This window comes from Paenarthrobacter sp. AT5 (assembly GCF_032764245.1).
GTDB classification, from domain to species: domain Bacteria; phylum Actinomycetota; class Actinomycetes; order Actinomycetales; family Micrococcaceae; genus Arthrobacter; species Arthrobacter ureafaciens.
In genome coordinates this window covers 852,957-876,379 of sequence record NZ_CP136441.1, presented here as the reverse complement: position 1 = coordinate 876,379, position 23,423 = coordinate 852,957, and the positions used below count along the sequence as shown (strand labels likewise).

Below are 23,423 nucleotides of genomic sequence, written 5' to 3'. Positions count from 1 at the left end.
TCACTACGGATCGTCCGGCACGTACCTGCCGGTGAAGGGATTGATAACTGTGGCAACAGTTACTTTTGACAACGCTACGCGTCTGTACCCGGGCACTGATAAGCCCGCCGTCGATAAGCTGAACATCGACATCGCTGATGGCGAATTCCTGGTCCTCGTTGGACCCTCCGGTTGCGGTAAGTCCACTTCCCTGCGCATGCTCGCAGGCCTGGAGGACGTCAACGCAGGCCGCATCCTGATCGGCGACCGCGACGTCACCGACGTTCCGCCGAAGGACCGCGACATCGCGATGGTTTTCCAGAACTACGCGTTGTACCCGCACATGACTGTTGCCGACAACATGGGCTTCGCCCTGAAGATCGCCGGCGTCTCCAAGGAAGAGCGCGCAGAGCGTGTCCGTGAAGCCGCAAAGCTTCTTGACCTTGAGCAGTACTTGGACCGCAAGCCGAAGGCCCTCTCCGGTGGTCAGCGCCAGCGTGTCGCCATGGGCCGCGCAATCGTCCGTAACCCGCAGGTCTTCCTCATGGATGAACCGCTGTCCAACCTGGACGCCAAGCTCCGTGTCCAGACCCGTACCCAGATCGCGTCCCTGACCCGCCGCCTCGGTGTCACCACCGTCTACGTGACGCACGACCAGGTCGAGGCAATGACCATGGGCGACCGCGTCGCAGTGCTGAAGGACGGCCTCCTCCAGCAGGTCGACACCCCGCGCAACCTGTACGACCGCCCGCAGAACGTCTTCGTTGCAGGCTTCATCGGCTCCCCCGCCATGAACCTGCTGGAACTGCCGGTTGTTGACGGCGGCGTCCAGTTCGGCGGCACGGTCTACCCCGTTCCGCACGATGTCCTCGATGACGCTTCGGGCAAGACGGTCACCGTCGGTACCCGTCCGGAGGACCTCGAGACCGCTCCTCAGGGCGAAGGCCTCCAGGTTGAGGTGGACGTCGTGGAAGAGCTCGGAGCCGACGCTTACGTCTACGGCCACACCACCCTCGACGGCAAGAGCCACGACATCGTGGCCCGTGTTGACGGCCGCCGTCCTCCGATGAAGGGCGAGTCCATCTTCGTCCGTCCGCAGTCCGGCCACGTGCACCTGTTCGACACCAAGACCGGCCTCCGCCTGGGCGACTAATCCCCACCGACCCCCTAGCCTCGCTTCGCTTCGGCCAGGGAACCCTGTCGGCGTGGGCCCACCCACCGACCCCCTAGCCTCGCTTCGCTTCGGCCAGGGAACCCTGTCGGCGTGGGCCCACCAACCGACCCCCTGAAGTAGCGATAACGGCCCGACCCCCGCGTCGGGCCGTTACCGCTTTAACCCGCCCCGTAGCGGCATCGGACCAGAAGGAGAACGGCATGAACGTCACGGAACTCCTCATCCCCAAGCCTGTGCACGTCGCCGTCCTGGATGGCCGGGCTTTCACCTTGGGCGGCGCCACCCGGATCTCCGCAACCGGCGCCGCCGTGCCCGTTGCCGGGCACCTCGCGTCATTCCTGCGTCGCGCTATCGGCCACGAACTTCCGCTGGTCAGCGATTTCCGGCCCGGTGACGTGGCACTGGAGCTGACCAGAACGTTCGACGGCGGCGCTGAGGCTTACGCCCTGACTGTCACCGACGCAGGCGCACGGGTCCGGGCTGACACACCGGCCGGGCTGTTCAACGGCATCCAGACCCTCCGCCAGTTGTTCGACCCCGCCATCGAAGCCCCGCCGGACGGGCCCGCGGGAAACACGGACAGGCAACGCGACTGGACGGTCCCCGCCGTCGAAATCAAAGATGCTCCCCGCTTCCGGTACCGCGGTTTGATGCTTGACGTTGCGCGCAGTTTCTTCACCGTTGCCGAGGTTAAGGAACAAATCGACGTCATGGCGCAGCTCAAGTTCAACGCCTTGCACCTGCACCTGACGGACGACCAAGCATGGCGCATCGAGATCCATGAACCGGAGAACAACCCCTCCGGGCTGGAGTACGCCAACCTCACGGCAGTGGGCGGGGCCGTGAACCACCCTGGCGTTGGCCTCACGCCCGGTCGGACGGGTTTCTACACCCAACAGGACTACCGGGACATCCAGGCCTACGCAGCCGCCCGCAACATCACGGTGGTTCCCGAGATCGACCTCCCGGGCCACGTCAATGCAGCATTGGCAGCCGTGCCCCGGCTCAACCCTGATGGCATGGCCAAACCCATGAACGCCACGGGTGAGGTGGGGTACTCCACGCTGGACGCAGACATTCCCGCCACCTACGAGTTCGTCAGCGAGGTATTGGGGCAGGTTGCCGCCATCACGGACGGCCCATATCTGCACATCGGCGGGGACGAGGCCCACGTGACCGGCCACGAAAACTACCTCGCCATGGTCCGGGAGTTCGCAAGGATCGGCGCCGCCACCGGCAAGACCGTGGTGGGCTGGAACGAGGCGGCCGAAGCGGATCTGCCGGATGGAAGCGTGGTGCAGTACTGGTTCGGAGACTTCGGGCAAGTACTGAACAAGGCCGAACAAGGTACTGCCAAGGTCATCATGTCTCCTGCCGACCGGACGTACCTGGACCAAAAGTACGATTCCACCAGCCCCATCGGACTGTCCTGGGTTGACGGCGGCCCCTTCACCTGGTCCGAGTACTACCAGTGGAACCCCGCCCAAGGCGGCCTTGAAGACCAGCACATCCTCGGCGTCGAAGGTCCCCTATGGACCGAAACCGTCCGCGGCAACCGCCAGGCCTACTGGCTGCTGTACCCGCGTGCGGTTTCCCTCGCGGAAGTGGCGTGGTCGCCACAGGAGGCCCGAAGCCTTGGTGACTTCCGACGTCGGCTGGGCGGCTTCGGCGAGCGGCTCGCCAACCAGGGGGTCACCTTCCAGCCGGCTGCCGACGTCGAATGGTCCGCCACACCGGCCGATCCCTTCACTGAACCGAACAACACCACCGAATACGGAACAATTGAGGCATGAGCGAGCAAAACGGAGCCCAGTGGCACGACGAACCTACCGACTACGGGCAGATCGGCAAGCTCCCACGGAAGGAAGCTGCGAGCGCGCAGGACTCAACCCCGCCGGCGAGCGTTATAGGTTCGCTCAACATCACCGCAGCAGCGGCCGATCCTGAACTGCTGGACCTTCCCTGGCACATCGCCTTGGAGGACTGGCCGGCTGAATTCCTGGCAGCACTCCCCCGCGGTATTTCCCGCCACATTGTCCGGTTCGCGCACCTTGGCGGCTCCGTCATAGCCATCAAGGAAACCTCTGAGCACGTGGCCCGGCACGAATACCACATGCTCCGGAAGCTGGCCCGGCTGGACGTCCCCTGCGTTGAGCCGGTGGCGGTCATCACCGGCCGGACGACGGCGGACGGCAAACCGCTGAACCCCGTGCTGGTCACCCGGCATCTGAAGTTCTCCATGCCGTACCGCGCACTGTTCTCCCAGATGCTCCGCAAGGACACGCTGACCCGCCTCATCGATGCACAGGCGCTGCTTCTGGTCCGCCTTCACCTCATCGGTTTCTACTGGGGCGACGTGTCGCTCTCCAACACCCTCTTCCGCCGCGACGCCGGTGCATTTGCCGCCTACCTCGTGGACGCTGAAACCGGTGAGCTGTACCCGGACCTCTCCATGGGCCAACGCGAGTACGATCTGGAGATTGCCCGGGTGAATATTGCGGGCGAGCTCATGGATCTCCTGGACGGCGGCCTCATCGAGGAGAAAGTGGACCCCGTAGCTACCAGTGAACTGATCATGGACAGCTACCGGCGCCTCTGGGCCGAGCTGACGGAGAAGGAGTCCTTCGAACTCGGCGAACGCTGGCGGGTGGCGGCGCGTATCCGCAGGCTCAACGAGCTCGGCTTCGACGTCGAGGAATATGCCATCAAGACCACGGCGGACGGTTCCACGATCCAGCTGCAGCCCAAGGTGGTGGACGCCGGGCACCACCAGCGCCGGTTGCTGCGCTTGACCGGCCTGGACGCCCAGGAGAACCAGGCCCGCAGGTTGCTGAATGACATGGACCAGTTCCGTGCCGACAACAACCCCGAACTGGACGAGGAAATCAGCGCCCATGCCTGGGTCAGCCAGATCTTCGAACCGATCGTGCGGTCCATCCCCCGGCACCTGGCAGGAAAACTCGAACCCGCCGAGGTGGTCCACGAGGTCCTCGAACACCGTTGGTACATGAGCCAGAAGCAGGACCGCCACATCCCCCTCGCGGAGACGGTGCAGTCCTACATCGACACCGTCCTGCGGCACCGCCGTGACGAGGCCGCCATCATGCTGAACCCGGACACCGAGATGTTGAAGATCCTCGAAGTGGAAGTTGAAGAGTCCGGCCGGTACGACGAGGTGGAAGAATACCCCGACGCCGACGACTGAGGTCCTGGAGGGAACGCACGGCGCCCTCCGGCACCTTATGGTTCCAGGGTTTCCGCGAGCCCGGCCAACACGGGCTCGCGGCCCAGCTCTATGTGGGAGTAGGCCAGCGAGTAAGCGAGCTCGGGACGGCCGTTGAGGATCGCGTTGCACAGCTGGGTGTGTTCTTCCCGTTGGAGTTCGTTGCTGCGGTTGTGCGCCAGGCCGAAGATCCAGCGCATGCGTCCAAACAAGGGCTTCACGGACTCCATCAGGAGGCGGTTGCCTGAAAGGCGGACGATCTCCGCGTGCAGTTCCGCGCTGATGAGGACGACGTCGTCGGTACGGTCCTCGTCGATGGCAGCTTTGGATGCTTCCATGAGTTCCCCGAGGCGGCCGCCGTCGCCACCCTCGGCAACGCGGGCGGCCGCTTCCCTGGCGGCGAAGGTTTCCAGGCACAGGCGGACGTCGAAGAGCTCATTGACGTCCGTCAGGGTGAGTTGGCGTACCACCGCGCCGCGTCGCGGGAAGGTGGCCACGAACCCGTCCTGTTCCAGCCGCTGGATGGCTTCCCGGACGGGGATGCGCGAGACGCTGTACATGTCCGAGAGTTCACGTTCCCGCAGCCGGGAACCCTGGGCGAAGGACCCTGACACGATGCCTTCGAGCACCAGTTGGTATACGTACTCCGCGCGGGCCTCGTCATCGCGGACGTTGCCGTTTTCCGGACCAGCCTCTGCCACTGTGGAACTCCCCTTCATGCCGGCGCCCAACCGAGTTCGCCGGACGGCACCGGTCAGCGCTCCAACCGAGCATACACGGGTGGAAACAGCTACTCGGCGCTGGCGGTGGGAGCATCGTCCAAGGGAGTCCACCACGTCGCAGGAGGGGTCACTTTGAAACGCCGCCCGGTCACGCTGTTGGGCGTAATCCTGATGAACTGGTCCTTCTGGCCTGCTTCCCATGGGAACAGCAGGAGTCCGATGGTATCCAGGACGTCCTGCGTCAATTTCACTGCGGACGCCCTTCCTTTGGCCACCACGCTCCAGGCGACGCCGGTGTCAGGGTTGACTCCGTCCGCCTCAATGGCCACCGGAGTATCGCTGAGTGCGGCGTGGAGCTTGGTGCCTTCCCCTGTACGGAACACCAGGCTTCCGTGGTCAACTTTGTAGTTGACGGGGAAGATGTCCGGGTGGTCGTCCACCCACACGGCCAACCGGCCAACGGAAACTCCCCGCAGGAGTTCCCAGCATTCGTTCACTTCAAGGATTTCGGTCGCGGAGTTCGGTTTGTTGGTCCCAGGTGTGTTCATACGCCGAGAATACGCTGGGCACCCGGCCGCGACCAGCAGCTTTACGGAACAAGCTCAGGTGTGGAGCTTTGGCCCGGGTTGTCCTTCGCGGTTGCTTTGGGGGTTTCAATGCTCACCAGCGGCCCGCGAATCGCCAGGTATCCGGCTGCCGCCAAGACCAGCGCTTCACCCGCCATGGCCAGGAAGGGAGCCTCCCAACCGCCCGACCAGGTGTGCAGCAGCCCCGCAGCAAGAGGGCCCAGGGAGGCCAGGGCAAAGCCGAAGCCCTGGCTCATCGCGGAAAGCCGGCCGGCTGTCAACGGTCCCGCTGAACGTATGACCACCAAGGCCATGGCCAGCCCGAAGCCGGCACTCTGGACCACGCCCAGCACGCCGACCATGAAGAACTGGGCCCCGGACGGAGCTACCAGGACACCAATGAGCGCCACTGCGACGGAAAGGCCCAAACCTGGTCCCAGAACCCGAAGGACCTTGGGCTTTCCGGCCAGGACAGGAGCCAGCAGGCTCGCCGGAAGGCCGGCCAGGCTGAACCACGCCAGCAACGCTGCGGCATCCACGGAGGAGAGTCCCTCGGAGACAAGGAAAACGGCCAGCCAGGACGTGATGGCGAAGTAGAGCATTGCCTGCAACCCGAAGAACGCTGTCACGGCCCAGGCCGTGCGCTGCTTACGCAGTGGAACAACAGCATTGGGCACCACAGCACTGGGCGCGACAGCCGACGACGGCGAATCCGGCGTCAGCGCCGCAGCTTCCCCGGCCGCTGAGGTGGCATTGCCCGCTGAGGTGGCATTGCCAGCCGAGGCGGCATTCCCCGCCGAGGTGACATTGCCCGCTGCGGCCGGTGCCGACGTCGGGCCTCCTCCCGAGCGCTGTATCAGGAAGGCGCCCAACAGAGCGGGCACGGCCCATACGGCGAGTGCCCCACCGAGGCTGCCGCCCAAGGCATGTTCCAAGGGCCGGACGAGTCCGGCGCCCAAGGCTGCACCGAGTCCAAACCCCAGGGCGCAGAGGCCCGTCCACCAGCCCGTGCCGCGGTTGGTCTTGACGATCTGGGGAACCAACACGCTGGCCGTCATAATCGCCATGCCGCACAGGAAGGTTCCGGGCAAAAGGAGCGCCGGGACAGTGGCCCGCACAATGAGCGCCGCAGCCAGTACCAGCAGGGCGACTGCCACGGCGCGCCCAGCGCCGAGACGCCGGGCCAGCCAAGGCCCGATGGGCCCTGATACGCCGAAGGCAAGGACCGGGAGCGTGCCCAGGAGGGGCAGCCATTGCGGACCCAGCTGGAAGGCATCCTCGAGCTGGTTCATCACTCCGGCGATTGTGGTGATAGCTGGCCGGAGGTTGATGGACACCAGCACCAGGGCCAGCAGCACCATGACCGTCTTCAGTCTTGGACTTCTTCCCTGTACGGCTCGGCGCTTTTCTCCCACATCCATCCCCTCTTCGGTATTTTGGTATACCAAAATAGAATAGGACGCCAAGACGTCAAAGTAAACCGCTGATAAAGCGCGGCGAAACATGACCGAAAACGCAGATCGAGATTATTGGAATACCAAAAGCCTAGATGGCTAAATGGCCTTTCCGGGGTTCAGGATCCCTGCGGGGTCGAACAGCTCCTTGATCCTGCGCTGCAGTTCACGCACAGGTTCAGGCTGCTCCAGCCCCAGCCAACGGAGCTTGTATTGGCCTACTCCGTGTTCCCCGGTGATGGTCCCACCCATCTCCAGGCCTACCCGGATGGACTCATCCAGGGCCGCGTTGAGCCGCACCAAGGCGTCGGCGTCTGTAGCGTCGTCCACGCGGTCCATCCAGAACGTCGGATGCAGGTTGCCGTCGCCGGCGTGGGCTACCACCTTGAGCCGGACCCGGTGGCGGACGGCCATGGCCTCGAGCGATGCGACGAACTCCACCAGCTTCGAGCGCGGAACGGCAATGTCCTCGCCCACGCGGAACTCGTCGTCGACCTCCACGCCGCGGCTGTTGCGGCGCAGCTCTACCAACATTTCCGCTTCCGCGCTGGCTTCCATGGTGACTGTAGCGCCGCCATCGGCAAGGACCTGCCGGACCACAGCCGCCTCAGCGGCCGCCCCAAAGCCGTCGGTCTGAATCAGCAACAACGACTTCCCGCGCTTCTGCAGGTCCGAGCCGTGCAGTGCGTCCAGTTGCTCCAAGGTTCCGTTATCCAGCAACTCCATGATGGCCGGCTGCACCCGCGCTTTGCCGACCGCCAGCACCCCGGCAGCTGCGCTGCGGAAATCCTGGTAGAAAGCCGCAATGGTGTGGACCTCGTGGGGCAAGTACTTGAGGCGGACCGTCACGCCCACCACTATCCCCAATGTGCCTTCAGAGCCCACCATCAGCGCCGTGAGGTCATAGCCTGCCACGCCTTTGAACGTCTGGTGCCCGGTATGCAGGAGGGAGCCGTCTGCCATGACGACGTCCAGGGCAAGAACAGAATCACGCGTCACGCCATACTTTGCACACCTCAGGCCGCCGGCGTTCGTCGCCACGTTGCCGCCAATCGTGGACATCTTGTAACTCGCCGGGTCCGGCGCATACATGAGCCCGTGCGCAGCGGCAGCAGCGTTCAGCTCCGCGTTAATGACGCCGGGTTCGACGACGGCGGTCTCGTCATCCGGGTTCAGGTCAAGGATCCGCTTCATCCGTTCCAAGCTGAGGACGATGCAACCCCGCGTGGCGTGGGCTCCGCCCGATACGCCGGTACCGGCACCGCGTGCAACGATTGGAACCCTGTGCGCGGAGCACGTACGGACAATGTGCTGGACGTCCTGCACCGATTCAGCCCATACGACGGCGAGTGGCAAGTGACGTTCGAGCAGCGGGCCTTGGTCTGCGGAGTAGACCGTCAGTGTTGCCTCGTCCTCGGCCAGCTGGGATGGTGCCAGGCCGGATCCCAGCTGTTCCACGAAATCCCGATCCTCCGGCGCCCGTACCGCCGAAGCTTTGTCCACGGCTGCGCGGCCTCTAATGCTTTCCTCCGTGGTTCCGGAAATAGCCGTTTCATCCGCCAAGGTCGGTGTTCCTTTCGCTCATGGTCAGCCGACGCTCCATGATCAGCTCACGTTTGGTCTTGTCCTGGGGGAAGGGCTTGGACTCCCCCGTCAGTGAGAAACCATGGCGTTGATAGAAAGACAGCGCGCGGGCATTGTCCTCGTGGACGCCGAGCTCCAGCACGTGGGCCCCCAAGTCATGGGCAGCTGCATCGCAGCACGCCACCAGCAGCTCGTCAGCCAAGCCCAGCCCCCGGTATTCCGGTGCCACGTAGACGCTGATCAACACTGCGTGCAGTGAATTCCCCACCTTTTGCGGATGCGTCAGGGCTACGCGCATGAGGCCGCTGATCCGGCGGGCGGGGTTGTTTTCCTCCGCGATCAAGGTGACGCTTCCGTCTCCCGACATCGCCTTGGCCCGTTCCTGCCACTGCGCATCGGTTTGCCGCCGCGCCGCATCCAGGCTCTCGATATACGCCATGGGAGTATCGGCCAGCATTTCCAACCGCACGGCTTTCAATTGCTGCCAGTCGCCGGCAGTGAGCCGTCTGATCCCGGCCGTGGATGCACCCGCGCTAGGCAACGGCTCCGCCCATGAACCGTGAGTAGTTCGCCAGGACGCCCGGCCATCCTTCAGCGTAGGATTCGCGCGTAGCTTTGGGGTCTTCAGCGCCCTCCCAACCATCGTGCACAAGGCGCACTTCGGTTCCCCCGTCAACGGCCCTGAAGGCTACCAGAATCTCAGTAGACCAGAGCGGGGTGCTGGCAGGGTACCAACTGGTGTGGAAGGACATTGGGGGCTGCCAGTCGTCGATGGTGCCCCAGACCGACGTGCGGCCGTCCTCGGCTGTCTCGAGGATCATGTTCTCCTCAAATTCCACATGCGAGCCGGCCCCGTAGACGCTGTGTTCGGCCATGGGCCACCACAGGTGCGGGTGGTCCGTGAATCCCATGAATGCGTGCTGAATGGTGGTGGGCACCACGGTAGTGAATACCAACGGCTCCAGGTCCTCCCCACCTGCGTTGGCCGGTGTGGAGTCAGGGGTGGGGTGGCTGAAAAGACTTTCCATGACCACCAACTCTACCCGTGGTTTTCGGGGGTGGGTTTTAAATGCAGTGAGCCCCGACCGTCGTGGTCGGGGCTCACTGTGTAATTTATGTCCGGCGGTGTCCTACTCTCCCACACCCTCCCGGGTGCAGTACCATCGGCGCTGTGGGTCTTAGCTTCCGGGTTCGGAATGGGACCGGGCGTTTCCCCCACGCTATGACCGCCGTAACCTTGTTACCCGTCCCCCTGTGTGGGGGTGGGAAGTGTGTGTGGTTACAACTGTGGTGCTTGTTTAGTTGTGTTGTTGTGTTGTTGTTCCCGGGTTGTTGGTTGGGAACCACATAGTGGACGCGTGCAGTGTGTTGTGTGTGGTGTAAGTTGTTGGCCTATTAGTACCGGTCAGCTTCACGAGTCTTTAGTCCTCGCTTCCACATCCGGCCTATCAACCCAGTGGTCTGGCTGGGGGCCTCTCACACATAATGTGTTTGGAAATCTCATCTTGAAGCGAGCTTCCCGCTTAGATGCTTTCAGCGGTTATCCCATCCGAACGTAGCTAATCAGCGGTGCACTTGGCAGTACAACTGACACACCAGAGGTTCGTCCGTCCCGGTCCTCTCGTACTAAGGACAGCCCTTCTCAAATTTCCTGCGCGCGCAGCGGATAGGGACCGAACTGTCTCACGACGTTCTAAACCCAGCTCGCGTACCGCTTTAATGGGCGAACAGCCCAACCCTTGGGACCTACTCCAGCCCCAGGATGCGACGAGCCGACATCGAGGTGCCAAACCATGCCGTCGATATGGACTCTTGGGCAAGATCAGCCTGTTATCCCCGAGGTACCTTTTATCCGTTGAGCGACGGCCATTCCACAATGTACCGCCGGATCACTAGTCCCGACTTTCGTCCCTGCTTGAGATGTCTCTCTCACAGTCAAGCTCCCTTGTGCACTTACACTCGACACCTGATTGCCAACCAGGCTGAGGGAACCTTTGGGCGCCTCCGTTACTTTTTAGGAGGCAACCGCCCCAGTTAAACTACCCATCAGGCACTGTCCCTGACCCGGATCACGGGCCGAAGTTAGATGTCCAAAGTGACCAGAGTGGTATTTCAACGATGACTCCACCCGAACTGGCGTCCGGGTTTCAACGTCTCCCACCTATCCTACACAAGCCACTCCGAACACCAATACCAAACTATAGTAAAGGTCTCGGGGTCTTTCCGTCCTGCTGCGCGTAACGAGCATCTTTACTCGTACTGCAATTTCGCCGAGTTTATGGTTGAGACAGCGGGGAAGTCGTTACTCCATTCGTGCAGGTCGGAACTTACCCGACAAGGAATTTCGCTACCTTAGGATGGTTATAGTTACCACCGCCGTTTACTGGGGCTTAAATTCCCAGCTTCGCCCGCAAGGGGCTAACCGGTCCTCTTAACCTTCCAGCACCGGGCAGGAGTCAGTCCGTATACATCGTCTTGCGACTTCGCACGGACCTGTGTTTTTAGTAAACAGTCGCTTCCCCCTGGTCTCTGCGGCCCACACCCGCTCCACAAAGCAAGTCTGTATCACGGGGCAGGCCCCCCTTCTCCCGAAGTTACGGGGGCATTTTGCCGAGTTCCTTAACCATAATTCTCTCGATCGCCTTGGTATTCTCTACCTGATCACCTGTGTCGGTTTGGGGTACGGGCGGCTAAAACCTCGCGTCGATGCTTTTCTAGGCAGCATAGGATCACCGGATCCCCCCATGCGGGGGTCCCATCAGATCTCAGGATCGTGCTCGAAACACACAGGAACGGATTTGCCTATCCCTGACCCTACATCCTTGGACCGGGGCTACCATCGCCCGGCCCGGCTACCTTCCTGCGTCACACCTGTTAATACGCTTGCCTCCCGGGATCAGGTCCCAGCACCAGCCCAACCATCACACCACAAGTGGCGCAACAAGAAAGACCGGCGGTGGTTAGTATCCCCCGTTCAACATGGGCGGTTTTTCGCCGGTACGGGAATATCAACCCGTTGTCCATCGACTACGCCTGTCGGCCTCGCCTTAGGTCCCGACTTACCCAGGGCAGATTAGCTTGACCCTGGAACCCTTGATCATTCGGCGGACGGGTTTCTCACCCGTCTTTCGCTACTCATGCCTGCATTCTCACTCGTGTAGGCTCCACCGCTGGTTTACACCGCGACTTCACCGCCCACACGACGCTCCCCTACCCATCCACACCCCTGAACCACGAAGGCTAGGGTAATGCGTGAATGCCACAACTTCGGCGGTGTACTTGAGCCCCGCTACATTGTCGGCGCGGAATCACTTGACCAGTGAGCTATTACGCACTCTTTCAAGGATGGCTGCTTCTAAGCCAACCTCCTGGTTGTCTAAGCAACTCCACATCCTTTCCCACTTAGCACACGCTTAGGGGCCTTAGTTGGTGGTCTGGGCTGTTTCCCTCTCGACTATGAAGCTTATCCCCCACAGTCTCACTGCTGCGCTCTGACTTACCGGCATTCGGAGTTTGGCTGACGTCAGTAACCTTGTAGGGCCCATCGGCCATCCAGTAGCTCTACCTCCGGCAAGAAACACGCAACGCTGCACCTAAATGCATTTCGGGGAGAACCAGCTATCACGGAGTTTGATTGGCCTTTCACCCCTACCCACAGCTCATCCCCTCCATTTTCAACTGAAGTGGGTTCGGTCCTCCACGACGTCTTACCGTCGCTTCAACCTGGCCATGGGTAGATCACTCCGCTTCGGGTCTAGATCACGCCACTGAACACGCCCTGTTCAGACTCGCTTTCGCTACGGCTTCCCCACACGGGTTAACCTCGCGACGTAACACTAACTCGCAGGCTCATTCTTCAAAAGGCACGCCATCACACCCATACAACCCCGAAGGGCTGCAGATGCTCTGACGGATTGTAAGCACACGGTTTCAGGTACTGTTTCACTCCCCTCCCGGGGTACTTTTCACCTTTCCCTCACGGTACTGGTCCGCTATCGGTCATTAGGAAGTATTTAGGCTTATCAGGTGGTCCTGACAGATTCACACGGGATTTCTCGGGCCCCGTGCTACTTGGGATCCTCTCCAAAGGCGGTGCCACACATTACGGTTACGGGACTCACACCCTCTCTGGCCGGCCTTTCAAGACCGTTCACCTATACGCACACCCACACCCCACCGGTCCGGCAGAACCAGCACGGAAAGTCCCACAACCCCGCCCACGCAACGCCCGCCGGCTATCACACATGGAACGGTTTAGCCTCATCCGCGTTCGCTCGCCACTACTAACGGAATCACTCTTGTTTTCTCTTCCTGCGGGTACTGAGATGTTTCACTTCCCCGCGTTCCCCCCACGCACCCTATGAATTCAGGCACGGGTCACACAATCACCTTGCAGCGTTGTGCGGGGTTTCCCCATTCGGACATCCTGGGATCACCGCTCGGTTATCAACTCCCCCAGGCTTATCGCAGATTCCTACGTCCTTCTTCGGCTCCTAATGCCAAGGCATCCACCGTGCGCCCTTAAAAACTTGACCACACAAAACCACAACCCAAACAGGCTGCGGCTGATGCACTCAATCAATTCGAGAGAACCACGACCACAAAAGGGCCAGGTTCATTCATCAAAGAAATTGCTAGAACACACAACCCACACCCCCAAAAGAGTGCAGGACCATGTGTCCAGATGCTCGCGTCCACTATGTAGTTCTCAAACAACAACCCCGTCAACCACACCCACCCCACACAAACACGAGGGGGTGCCGGCCGCAGGAACAACAAGAAACACCAAGGATTCCCTGCATTGCTGCAAAAAGGCCCTGTTGCCTCAGGACCCAACAGTGCGCCAAACACAACCCGGCAACCAACACCCCGGACCGCTTTCCCAACAACCCCCCACACACAAAAGTGCGAAAAGAGGGCCGCCGTACTCACGCCAGGACACCACCACCAACAGGCCATGCCAAAAAACTTGATTTGCTGATATTCCACCCATGAGCACCCACCGCAGAACAGACGCCTGCGCAATGGGCAACACTGACAACCCCGGAACCCGCCCATGCAGGCAGACCCGGACGCCGTTAGCAGCTCCTTAGAAAGGAGGTGATCCAGCCGCACCTTCCGGTACGGCTACCTTGTTACGACTTAGTCCCAATCGCCGGTCCCACCTTCGACGGCTCCCCCCACAAGGGTTAGGCCACCGGCTTCGGGTGTTACCAACTTTCGTGACTTGACGGGCGGTGTGTACAAGGCCCGGGAACGTATTCACCGCAGCGTTGCTGATCTGCGATTACTAGCGACTCCGACTTCATGGGGTCGAGTTGCAGACCCCAATCCGAACTGAGACCGGCTTTTTGGGATTAGCTCCACCTCACAGTATCGCAACCCTTTGTACCGGCCATTGTAGCATGCGTGAAGCCCAAGACATAAGGGGCATGATGATTTGACGTCGTCCCCACCTTCCTCCGAGTTGACCCCGGCAGTCTCCTATGAGTCCCCGGCCGAACCGCTGGCAACATAGAACGAGGGTTGCGCTCGTTGCGGGACTTAACCCAACATCTCACGACACGAGCTGACGACAACCATGCACCACCTGTAAACCGGCCGCAAGCGGGGCACCTGTTTCCAGGTCTTTCCGGTCCATGTCAAGCCTTGGTAAGGTTCTTCGCGTTGCATCGAATTAATCCGCATGCTCCGCCGCTTGTGCGGGCCCCCGTCAATTCCTTTGAGTTTTAGCCTTGCGGCCGTACTCCCCAGGCGGGGCACTTAATGCGTTAGCTACGGCGCGGAAAACGTGGAATGTCCCCCACACCTAGTGCCCAACGTTTACGGCATGGACTACCAGGGTATCTAATCCTGTTCGCTCCCCATGCTTTCGCTCCTCAGCGTCAGTTACAGCCCAGAGACCTGCCTTCGCCATCGGTGTTCCTCCTGATATCTGCGCATTTCACCGCTACACCAGGAATTCCAGTCTCCCCTACTGCACTCTAGTCTGCCCGTACCCACTGCAGAACCGGAGTTGAGCCCCGGTCTTTCACAGCAGACGCGACAAACCGCCTACGAGCTCTTTACGCCCAATAATTCCGGATAACGCTTGCGCCCTACGTATTACCGCGGCTGCTGGCACGTAGTTAGCCGGCGCTTCTTCTGCAAGTACCGTCACCCCCAAAGAGGGCTTCTTCCCTACTGAAAGAGGTTTACAACCCGAAGGCCGTCATCCCTCACGCGGCGTCGCTGCATCAGGCTTTCGCCCATTGTGCAATATTCCCCACTGCTGCCTCCCGTAGGAGTCTGGGCCGTGTCTCAGTCCCAGTGTGGCCGGTCACCCTCTCAGGCCGGCTACCCGTCGTCGCCTTGGTAGGCCATTACCCCACCAACAAGCTGATAGGCCGCGAGTCCATCCAAAACCACAAAAAGCTTTCCACCCCCCACCATGCGATGAGGAGTCATATCCGGTATTAGACCCAGTTTCCCAGGCTTATCCCAGAGTCAAGGGCAGGTTACTCACGTGTTACTCACCCGTTCGCCACTAATCCCCGGCGCAAGCACCGGATCATCGTTCGACTTGCATGTGTTAAGCACGCCGCCAGCGTTCATCCTGAGCCAGGATCAAACTCTCCGTTCAAAAACAAAAAACGAAACACAACCACCCCCACCGGAAATCACGGCAAGAAGCAGCTGCAAATCTGAAACCAGCTGAAAACCAAACCACCACACACGGGGGTGCGCAATGGCCCGGCAAAAATTCAACCAATCAAAAAACAATCGGTATCAACAAACTTGGCACACTATTGAGTTCTCAAACAACAGGTCACTAATCCAAAGCAGTACCACCACCAACCACAACGGCCAGCAGATCGCTCCGGAGCAACTTTTCAAACTTACCCGCTGAACTCCTCCGAGTCAAATCGGCGATCCTGACGTCATTTTTCACCTTGCGGCTACTTGATGTTTTCCTTGCGGTAACTTGTCAGATCGCGATCTCCGCTCGGGGACCAGCGCGGGAATTAACTATACCCCCGCTTCACCCAGAACGCAAAGCGTCCGCGGGCACCGGTCCCGCTCCGGCGGAAATCCCTGCAAACTCAAGGAAAAGGACCCGCATCCATCGGATGAGGGTCCTTCTCCATCACGCAGTACGTCCAGTCACCGCGGACCTGGGTCGCGATGAACGGGACAAGCGCGACTGTCCTACTCAGCCACCATGAACCACGAAGCGCCCAGCGGCGGGAGCGTAACCTTCAGTGCAGCTGGTTGACCATCCGCACCCGGAGTGGTCGCTTCCAGGACGCCGTTGTTCACGACTCCCGAACCGCCGTAGCTTTCGGCATCGGTGTTCACCACTTCGGTCCACTCACCGGCGGACGGCACCCCAAGAACGTAGTCCTGGTGCGGGGCGCCGGAGAAGTTGACTGCACAGACGACGGCTTTGCCTTCACGGTCGTACCGGATGAAGGAGAGGACGTTGTGTTGGGCATCCCCGCCGTTGATCCACTGGAATCCGGCAGGGTCATTGTCCTGCACATGCAGTGCCGGGGTAGCCGCGTACAGCTCGTTGAGGTCCTTGATCAGCAACTGCAGCCCACGGTGCGCGGGGATGTCGGCAAGGAACCAATCCAGGCCGTACTGTTCCGACCACTCGGCTTCCTGGCCGAATTCCGTGCCCATGAAGATGAGCTGCTTGCCCGGGTGTGCCCACTGGTACGCAAAGAAGGCACGCAGGTTGGCCAGCTGCTGCCACCGGTCGCCCGGCATCTTGCGCAGCATGGAACCCTTCCCGTGCACTACCTCGTCATGGCTGATGGGCAACAGGAAGTTCTCCGAGAAGGCGTACACCAAGGAGAACGTGATGGTGCCGTGATGCCATTGGCGGTTGATCGGATCCTCGGCGATGTACTTGAGCGAGTCGTGCATCCAGCCCATGTTCCATTTGAGCCCGAAGCCGAGGCCGCCGTGGTTGGTCGGTGCCGTCACGCCGGGGAAGGCAGTGGATTCTTCGGCGATTGTCACGGCTCCCGGATGGGTCTTGTACACCGTGGCGTTGACTTCCTGCATGAAGGAAATCGCTTCGAGGTTCTCGCGGCCGCCAAACTTGTTGGGCCGCCACTGCCCCTCTTCCCGTGAGTAGTCCAGGTAGATCATGGAGGCGACCGCATCGACGCGGAGACCGTCAATGTGGAATTCGTCCAGCCAGTAGAGGGCGTTGGCCACCAGGAAGTTGCGGACCTCGCGCCGGCCGAAGTCGAAGATCAGCGTTCCCCAGTCCGGGTGCTCCCCCAGCGCAGGATCCGAATGTTCGTAGAGCGGTTGGCCGTCGAACTGGGCAAGTGCCCACGAGTCCTTCGGGAAGTGCGCGGGAACCCAGTCCAGCAGCACGCCGATCCCGGCTTGGTGGAGGGAGTCCACCAGGAAGCGGAATTCATCGGGATGGCCGAACCGCGAGGTGGGGGCAAAGTAGGACGTGACCTGGTAGCCCCATGAACCACCGAAGGGGTGTTCGGCTACCGGCATGAACTCCACGTGGGTGAACCCGAGCCACTTGACGTAGTCCACCAGCTCCTTGGCCAGTTCCTTGTAGCCAAGGCCCAAACGCCACGACCCAAGGTGTACCTCGTAGACGCTCATCGGGGAGTTATGCGGATCCTTGGCGGCACGCGCAGCCATCCACTCCGAATCTTTGAAGCGGTAGCTGGAATCGACCACGCGGGACGCAGTCAGCGGCGGGACCTCGGTTCCGAAAGCAAGGGGGTCTGCCTTCTCCACCCAGTGCCCGGACCGGGTCAGAATCTCGAATTTGTAGCACGCCCCTGCTACAACGCCCGGAATGAAGACTTCCCACACACCGGATGAGCCCAGCGAGCGCAGCGCATGCTGCCGGCCGTCCCAGCCATTGAAATCACCGATGACCCGCACAGCCTGCGCATTGGGAGCCCACACGGCGAAGGACACGCCATGCACATCGCCCAAGGACGTGCGGTAGTTCTGGATATGCGCGCCCAGAACGTCCCAGAGGCGCTCGTGCCGTCCCTCGCCAATCAGGTGCAGATCCACTTCTCCCACCGTGGGCAGGTAGTGGTAAGGGTCATCAACGGTGACGGAATCGGCGTCGTACTCCACTTCCAGACGGTAGTCCGGCACGTGGCCGGGCTGGAGCGGCTCCAGGACCGCCACCCACACACCATGGGCTTCGTGTTCCATGGGGGTGCGCCCGGCCTCGGTCACCACTGTTACCGACTTGGCCAGGTGCTTGACCGAGCGGACGGTGACGTGGCCGTGGTCGTCAAGGTGTGCGCCCAGGACCGAGTGGGGCGCGTGGTGGGCGCCGGCTGCCACACGGGCCAAGGTCTCGGCGTCCACCTGCCGGGGAACGCGGGGCCGTTCGGTGCGTGCAGAGCCAGTCATGTCATTACCTTCCGCTGTAGCCGCGGGCGTGCCGCGGTCCGTGTTATCAAGGATGTGCCGTGCCGCGTTGACCGGGATGGCTAACCAATCCGGCCGGTTCCGCAACTCATAGACCACCTCGTACAAGGCCTTGTCCAGCCACAATGCCACAAAGAGCGGTGAGCTGCGGTCAATGGCTCCGGGATTGACTTCCGCGTACCCGGCCAGGAAGGCCTCGGCGCAGTCATCCACCCAGGAGTCGGGCACTGCAGCTTCCGCGTTTTCGCGGATTGCCGCTCCTGCGGCGTAGTCGAAGGAGCGCAGCATCCCCACGACGTCCCGCAACGGGAGGTCCGGCATATTGCGTTCGTCGATGGTCCGGAGCGGCTCGCCTTCGAAATCGAGGATGGCCCAGCGTCCCGGCTTCCCTCCGGCCTCCGGAACCCGGAGAATCTGGCCGAGGTGGAGGTCGCCGTGGACGCGTTGCAGCTGGCCTACGGCGTTGTCGTCGAGGGTCGCCAACAGCTCTTCAAGCCTTTGGTCGTAAGGCCCGACGGCGGTTGCCGCCTCAGCCCACGAGGCCCGGACCCGCCGTGCGAGCGTTGCGATGATCGCCGGGCCCTTTTCCTGGCCGGGGAAAGTCCCAAAGGTCCCGGCCAGCCTCGCATGGACCGTGGCGGTGGCAGCACCGAGCCCGTGGGCTTCGGCCGTGAAGTCGGTGCCGGAACCCGCTGCCTCTACGGCCAGTCGCCAGGCGTCCTGTCCCCCGCGGAGGAATTCGTGGGCAACCGTGAGTTCGCCTCCCGCAGCCTCACCCTGCGCGTGCCACGAACCGGTGATCCAGCCGAGGGTTGCCGGAACTTCCCCGGTTTCGGCGGCGGTCAGGGCCGCGCCCAGCTCCACTTCCGGGTTCTTCCCGGCCGCGAGCACCCGGAAGATCTTCACGATGGACGCTGAGTCACCGTCGTCCACGATCACGGACGTATTGGACTGTTCACCGGAGAGCACCTTCACGGACGTCGGGTTGTCCGGCAGGGTCAGGCGGCCGGCGGCGAGGTGGCCGCGTGCTGCCCCCTCTCCCGCTGTGCTTTCGGCGCGCATGAGTTCCAGCCAACCCTTGATGAAGGCTTCATCGAAGGCAGCGTCGTACACCAGCCGGAGCCCACCCCCGGGCTGCGTCACCTCACCGATAAGAGCTTCGGGGGCGTCCGCCAGCGGTTGGCCGTGGAAGCTCAACGGAACCTGCACGACGTCGGTCCGCGGGCCGCCGTCGGCCGTCTTGTAGGTGACGGCAAGCAGCAGGACTTCCACTGCATCCGCCCCGCCCGGTTCCGGGAGGGCGAAACCACCTACACGCTCCAGGTCGAATTCCGGACTCTTGACCGGAAACCAGCGCCTCGTGGGGAGCCAGCCGCGCAGAAGGCTTTCAATTGAGGGGTCCAACGTTCCCTTGCTCATCTCACCCTTTCGTCGACACCACTGGGATCGCCTGCGTCATAGGCGACGAGGGATTGGAAAATGCGGAGCGGAGCCTTAGCCAGTAGAAGGCGTGGCTCCCCAACATCACAGTCAGCTGGCCGTTATCACCCACGGCCGGGAAGGGCTGGCCGCCAAAGATGTCCCTGAAGCCGCGGCCGGCGAACTCAGGGAGGTCCAGGGCGGCCGCTACGGGATGCTGCGAAAGATTGAAGACGCACAGAATCGTCTGTGCCGTTTCCCCTTCCTCATTTCCCGGAGCAAGTTCCCGGACGTACGCCAGCACGGCCTCGTGGTCGGCCTCGATGTGGCGGAAGTTGCCCAGCCCGAACACCGGATGGTTCTTCCGGACGCTCAGGATCTGGCGCGTCCAGCGCAACAGCGAGCCGGAATGGGCGGCCTGGGCCTCCACGTTGGCCATGGCGAAGTTGTAAACCAGCGACTGGATGATCGGCAGGTAGAGCTTGCCGGGGTCTGCGTTGGAGAATCCTGCGTTGCGGTCCGGGTTCCACTGCATCGGCGTGCGCACGGCGTCGCGGTCATCGAGCCAGATGTTGTCACCCATCCCGATTTCGTCGCCGTAGTAGAGGAACGGACTGCCCGGCAGGGAGAGCAGAAGGGCGTTGATTAATTCGATTTCGGCCCGGGAGTTGTCCAGCAACGGTGCCAGCCGGCGTCGGATACCGATGTTGGCCCGCATCCGGGGATCCGGGGCGTACCAGCCGAGCATCGCTGCCCGCTCGTCGGACCTCACCATTTCCAAGGTCAGTTCGTCGTGGTTGCGGAGGAAGGTGCCCCACTGCGCTCCCCGCGGAATCCTGGGTGTATCCCGCAAGGTCTCGATGATCGGGGCGGCCTTCTGGTCACGCAGCGCGTAGTACAGCCTGGGCATGATGGGAAAGTGGAACGCCATGTGGCATTCGGGTGCTTCCTCGGTTCCGAAGTACTCCACCACTTCATGCGGGGGCTGGTTTGCCTCGGCGATGATCACCCGGCCCGGGTAGCTTTCGTCCACCATCCGCCTCAGGTCCTGCAGGAAGGTGTGGGTCTGCGGAAGGTTCTCGCAGTTGGTGCCCTCTTCCTCATAGAGGTAGGGAATGGCATCTGCCCTGAAGCCGTCGATCCCCTGGTCCAGCCAGAAACGGACAACATCGTGCAGGGCGTCGATGACGGCCGGGTTCTCGAAGTTCAGGTCCGGCTGGTGGCTGAAGAAGCGGTGCCAGAAGAATTGCCGGCGGATGGGGTCAAAAGTCCAGTTGGATTCTTCGGTGTCCACGAAGATGATCCGTGCGTCCTGGTACTTCTCGTCGGTGTCGCTCCACACATAGAAATCTCCGTAAGGGCCGGTGGGGTCCTTACGGGATTCCTGGAACCAGGGGTGCTGGTCCGAAGTGTGGTTCAGCGGAAGGTCGATGATGACCCGAACGCCGCGGGCATGCGCTTCGGCCACCAGGCGCTTGAAATCGCTGATGGTCCCGAACTCGTCCAGCACTGAGGTGTAGTCGGCAATGTCGTAACCGCCGTCACGCAACGGCGATTGGAAGAACGGCGGCAGCCACAGGCAATCGACGCCCAGCCATTGCAGGTAGTCCAACTTGTCGATCAGGCCCTGGAAGTCACCGGAGCCGTCACCGTTGGCATCCGCAAAGGCCCGAACCAGTACCTCGTAGAACACAGCTTTGCGGTACCAGTGTGGATCATGCTGGAGACCGGGAGCGTTCAGCTCGAAGGTGTTCTTCGGAGTGAAGTACTGGCTCGGGTTTTGCGGAGAAAAACTCACTAAGGCTGCCTCCGGATGCTGAGCACGTGGGCCGGCTCAACGTGGGCGTCCAGCCGGACGTAGTTGTGTTCGCCCCATTCCCAGCTTTGTCCGCTGATGAGGTCGTCCACCCAGTAACGGCCCTCGTCGTTGAAGTCTCCGGGATCGAGCTGCAGTGCAGCGAGGTCCAGCGAAACCGTGCTCTCCCGCGTGCTGTGCGGATCCACGTTGACCACCACGATCAAAGTGTCCTTGCGGCCGTCCGGCAACGTCTTGTGCTTGGAGTACACAACGGTTGCATCGTCCGTGCTCCGGTGCAATGTCAGGTTCTGCAAATCGCCCAGGGCCGGGTGGTCCTTGCGGATGGTGTTGAGCCTGGTGATGTAGGGGGCCAGCGTGTGGCCGGACGCCGCAGCACCCTCCCAGTCACGTGCCTTGTACTCGTACTTTTCGTTGTCGATGTACTCTTCCGCACCGGGCCTGGCAACGTGCTCATACAGCTCGTAGCCGGCATAGACGCCCCATAGCGGGCTGGCGGTGGAGGCGAGGACGGCACGGATCTTGAAAGCCGCCGGGCCGCCGTACTGCAGGTACTCGGTGAGGATGTCCGGGGTGTTCACGAAGAAGTTCGGGCGGAAGAACGCCGGGGTCTCGTGGCTGACCTCGTGGAAGTACTCCTCGATTTCTGTCTTGGTGTTCCTCCACGTGAAGTACGTGTACGACTGCTGGAATCCTGCCCGTCCCAGGGCGTGCATCATGGGCGGCCGGGTGAACGCCTCCGCGAGGAAAACCACCTCGGGATTGCGCTTGTTGATCTTTCCGATCAGCCATTCCCAGAACCAGACAGGCTTGGTGTGCGGATTGTCCACGCGGAAAATCTTCACGCCGTGGCTGATCCACAACTGGACGATGCGCAGGATTTCCTTGGAGAGGCCGGCGGGGTCATTGTCGAAGTTGAGGGGGTAGATGTCCTGGTACTTCTTCGGCGGGTTTTCCGCGTAGGCAATGGAGCCGTCCACGCGGGTGGTGAACCATTCCGGATTCGACTCGACCCATGGGTGGTCTGGAGCGGCCTGCAGGGCCAGGTCCAGTGCCACCTCAAGGCCAAGCTCATTGGCACGCGCAACGAACGCGTCGAAGTCCTCGAAAGTCCCCAGATCAGGATGGATGGCGTCGTGGCCTCCGTCCTTGGAACCGATGGCCCACGGCGAGCCGGGATCCTGCGGGCCCGGTGTCAAGGTGTTGTTGCGGCCCTTCCGGTGCTGGAAACCAATGGGGTGGATGGGCGGCAGGTAGATGACGTCGAACCCCATCCCGGCAACGGCGTCCAGCCGCCGGGCCGCGGTGCGGAAGTTGCCGGAAGTCCATACGCCGGTGGCGTGGTCCAGCACCGCACCTTCGGAGCGGGGGAAGAATTCGTACCACGAGCCACGGCCGGCAAGGTCCCGTTCCACCTTGAGCGGGAACTGCTCGGAAACCGTCACCAGTTCACGGATGGGAACACGCCCGACGGCGGCCAGCACCTCGCGGCTGAAACCGGCGGCAAGGCGCTCCTCGGGTGACTTGGTGGTATCCGCCAGCACGACTGACGCGGCACGCAAGGTGCGCTTTTCCGCGGCGCTGCGTCCGGCGTCGTCCCCTGCCGCCTCGGCGAGGAGCACGGAACCTTCAGTGAGCATGAGCTCGACGTCGATCCCGGCGGCAACCTTCACCTCGGCGTTGTGGTGCCACGTGCCGTACCGGTCGTGCCAGGCTTCGATGACGAACGACCAGGCTCCCACACCGGTGGGGGTCAGGTGGCCCTCCCAGCGGTCCAGACCCTTCCAGCGTTCCTCCTGGGAAGGGGCCAGCCGGACCCGCTGGCGTTCCTTGCCCCTGGGATCCAGGAGCACAGCGGAAACGCCGAGCTGATCATGTCCTTCCCGGAATACCGTGGCAGAAACCCGGAGGTCTTCCCCGGGCAATGCCTTTGCCGGGAAACGGCCCCCGTCCACCACCGGCTGGACAGCCGTGATGGGGAACCGGCCGAAGCGAAGTCCGTCGGTGATGTCCGTTTTTGTCTTGGATTTCAGAGCGGTGCTGGTTCGCTGGATATTCGTCACAAGCAC

At 62.0% G+C, this 23,423-nt stretch carries 12 protein-coding genes and 3 rRNA genes; 3 read left to right on the top strand and 12 right to left on the bottom strand.

Annotation, left to right across the window (positions count from 1 at the left end; genetic code table 11):
- Positions 1-49: 49 nt before the first annotated feature.
- From RI444_RS04115 to RI444_RS04105, 3 genes are all read left to right on the top strand, one after another.
- Positions 50-1,132, top strand: coding sequence for an ABC transporter ATP-binding protein (locus RI444_RS04115; protein WP_021473761.1), 1,083 nt, complete (start codon positions 50-52; stop codon positions 1,130-1,132).
- Positions 1,133-1,353: 221 nt separating this feature from the next.
- On the top strand, positions 1,354-2,946 hold the full coding sequence (locus tag RI444_RS04110) for a beta-N-acetylhexosaminidase (RefSeq protein ID WP_207605087.1): 1,593 nt from the start codon (positions 1,354-1,356) through the stop codon (positions 2,944-2,946).
- Positions 2,943-4,358 (top strand): DUF4032 domain-containing protein, encoded by a 1,416-nt coding sequence (locus RI444_RS04105; RefSeq protein ID WP_021473763.1) that lies wholly within the window; start codon positions 2,943-2,945, stop codon positions 4,356-4,358. The genes RI444_RS04110 and RI444_RS04105 overlap by 4 nt, the downstream gene beginning before the upstream one ends.
- Before the next feature lie 35 nt (positions 4,359-4,393).
- On the opposite strand, the gene RI444_RS04100 is transcribed toward RI444_RS04105, so the two are convergent.
- From RI444_RS04100 to RI444_RS04045, 12 genes are all read right to left on the bottom strand, one after another.
- Entirely contained in the window at positions 4,394-5,077 is a 684-nt protein-coding gene (locus tag RI444_RS04100) for a GntR family transcriptional regulator (RefSeq protein WP_225740056.1), read from the bottom strand.
- 89 nt (positions 5,078-5,166) lie between these two features.
- Positions 5,167-5,646, bottom strand: coding sequence for a pyridoxamine 5'-phosphate oxidase family protein (locus RI444_RS04095; RefSeq protein ID WP_021473765.1), 480 nt, complete (start codon positions 5,644-5,646; stop codon positions 5,167-5,169).
- Positions 5,647-5,687: 41 nt separating this feature from the next.
- Positions 5,688-7,025 carry an MFS transporter gene (locus RI444_RS04090; protein WP_021473766.1) on the bottom strand — a complete coding sequence of 446 codons (1,338 nt, stop codon included), beginning with the start codon at positions 7,023-7,025 and terminating at the stop codon, positions 5,688-5,690.
- A 192-nt stretch (positions 7,026-7,217) separates the two neighbouring features.
- Positions 7,218-8,567: an FAD-binding oxidoreductase gene (locus RI444_RS04085; protein ID WP_375338543.1), complete on the bottom strand. Its 1,350-nt coding sequence runs from the start codon at positions 8,565-8,567 to the stop codon at positions 7,218-7,220.
- A gap of 103 nt (positions 8,568-8,670) precedes the next feature.
- A complete protein-coding gene (locus RI444_RS04080) occupies positions 8,671-9,243 on the bottom strand; it encodes a GNAT family N-acetyltransferase (protein ID WP_242703145.1) in 573 nt (190 codons plus the stop codon).
- A complete protein-coding gene (locus RI444_RS04075) occupies positions 9,236-9,730 on the bottom strand; it encodes an SRPBCC domain-containing protein (protein WP_069696680.1) in 495 nt (164 codons plus the stop codon). The genes RI444_RS04080 and RI444_RS04075 overlap by 8 nt, the downstream gene beginning before the upstream one ends.
- A gap of 89 nt (positions 9,731-9,819) precedes the next feature.
- A 5S ribosomal RNA gene (gene rrf, locus RI444_RS04070) occupies positions 9,820-9,936 on the bottom strand.
- A 140-nt stretch (positions 9,937-10,076) separates the two neighbouring features.
- Positions 10,077-13,237 (bottom strand): 23S ribosomal RNA (locus RI444_RS04065).
- Positions 13,238-13,795: 558 nt separating this feature from the next.
- A 16S ribosomal RNA gene (locus RI444_RS04060) occupies positions 13,796-15,324 on the bottom strand.
- Together the 16S, 23S and 5S rRNA genes form the textbook arrangement of a ribosomal RNA operon.
- A 566-nt stretch (positions 15,325-15,890) precedes the next feature.
- Complete coding sequence (locus RI444_RS04055; RefSeq protein ID WP_069695440.1) at positions 15,891-19,538, bottom strand: 1,4-alpha-glucan branching enzyme; 3,648 nt, start codon at positions 19,536-19,538, stop codon at positions 15,891-15,893.
- Between the two features lies 1 nt (position 19,539).
- The gene (treS, locus tag RI444_RS04050; RefSeq protein WP_207605089.1) at positions 19,540-21,336 is read right to left on the bottom strand and encodes a maltose alpha-D-glucosyltransferase; all 1,797 of its coding nucleotides are present in this window, start codon (positions 21,334-21,336) and stop codon (positions 19,540-19,542) included.
- Complete coding sequence (locus tag RI444_RS04045; RefSeq protein WP_373325310.1) at positions 21,336-23,417, bottom strand: alpha-1,4-glucan--maltose-1-phosphate maltosyltransferase; 2,082 nt, start codon at positions 23,415-23,417, stop codon at positions 21,336-21,338. Before RI444_RS04045 ends, treS begins: the two co-directional genes overlap by 1 nt.
- Positions 23,418-23,423 lie beyond the last annotated feature (6 nt).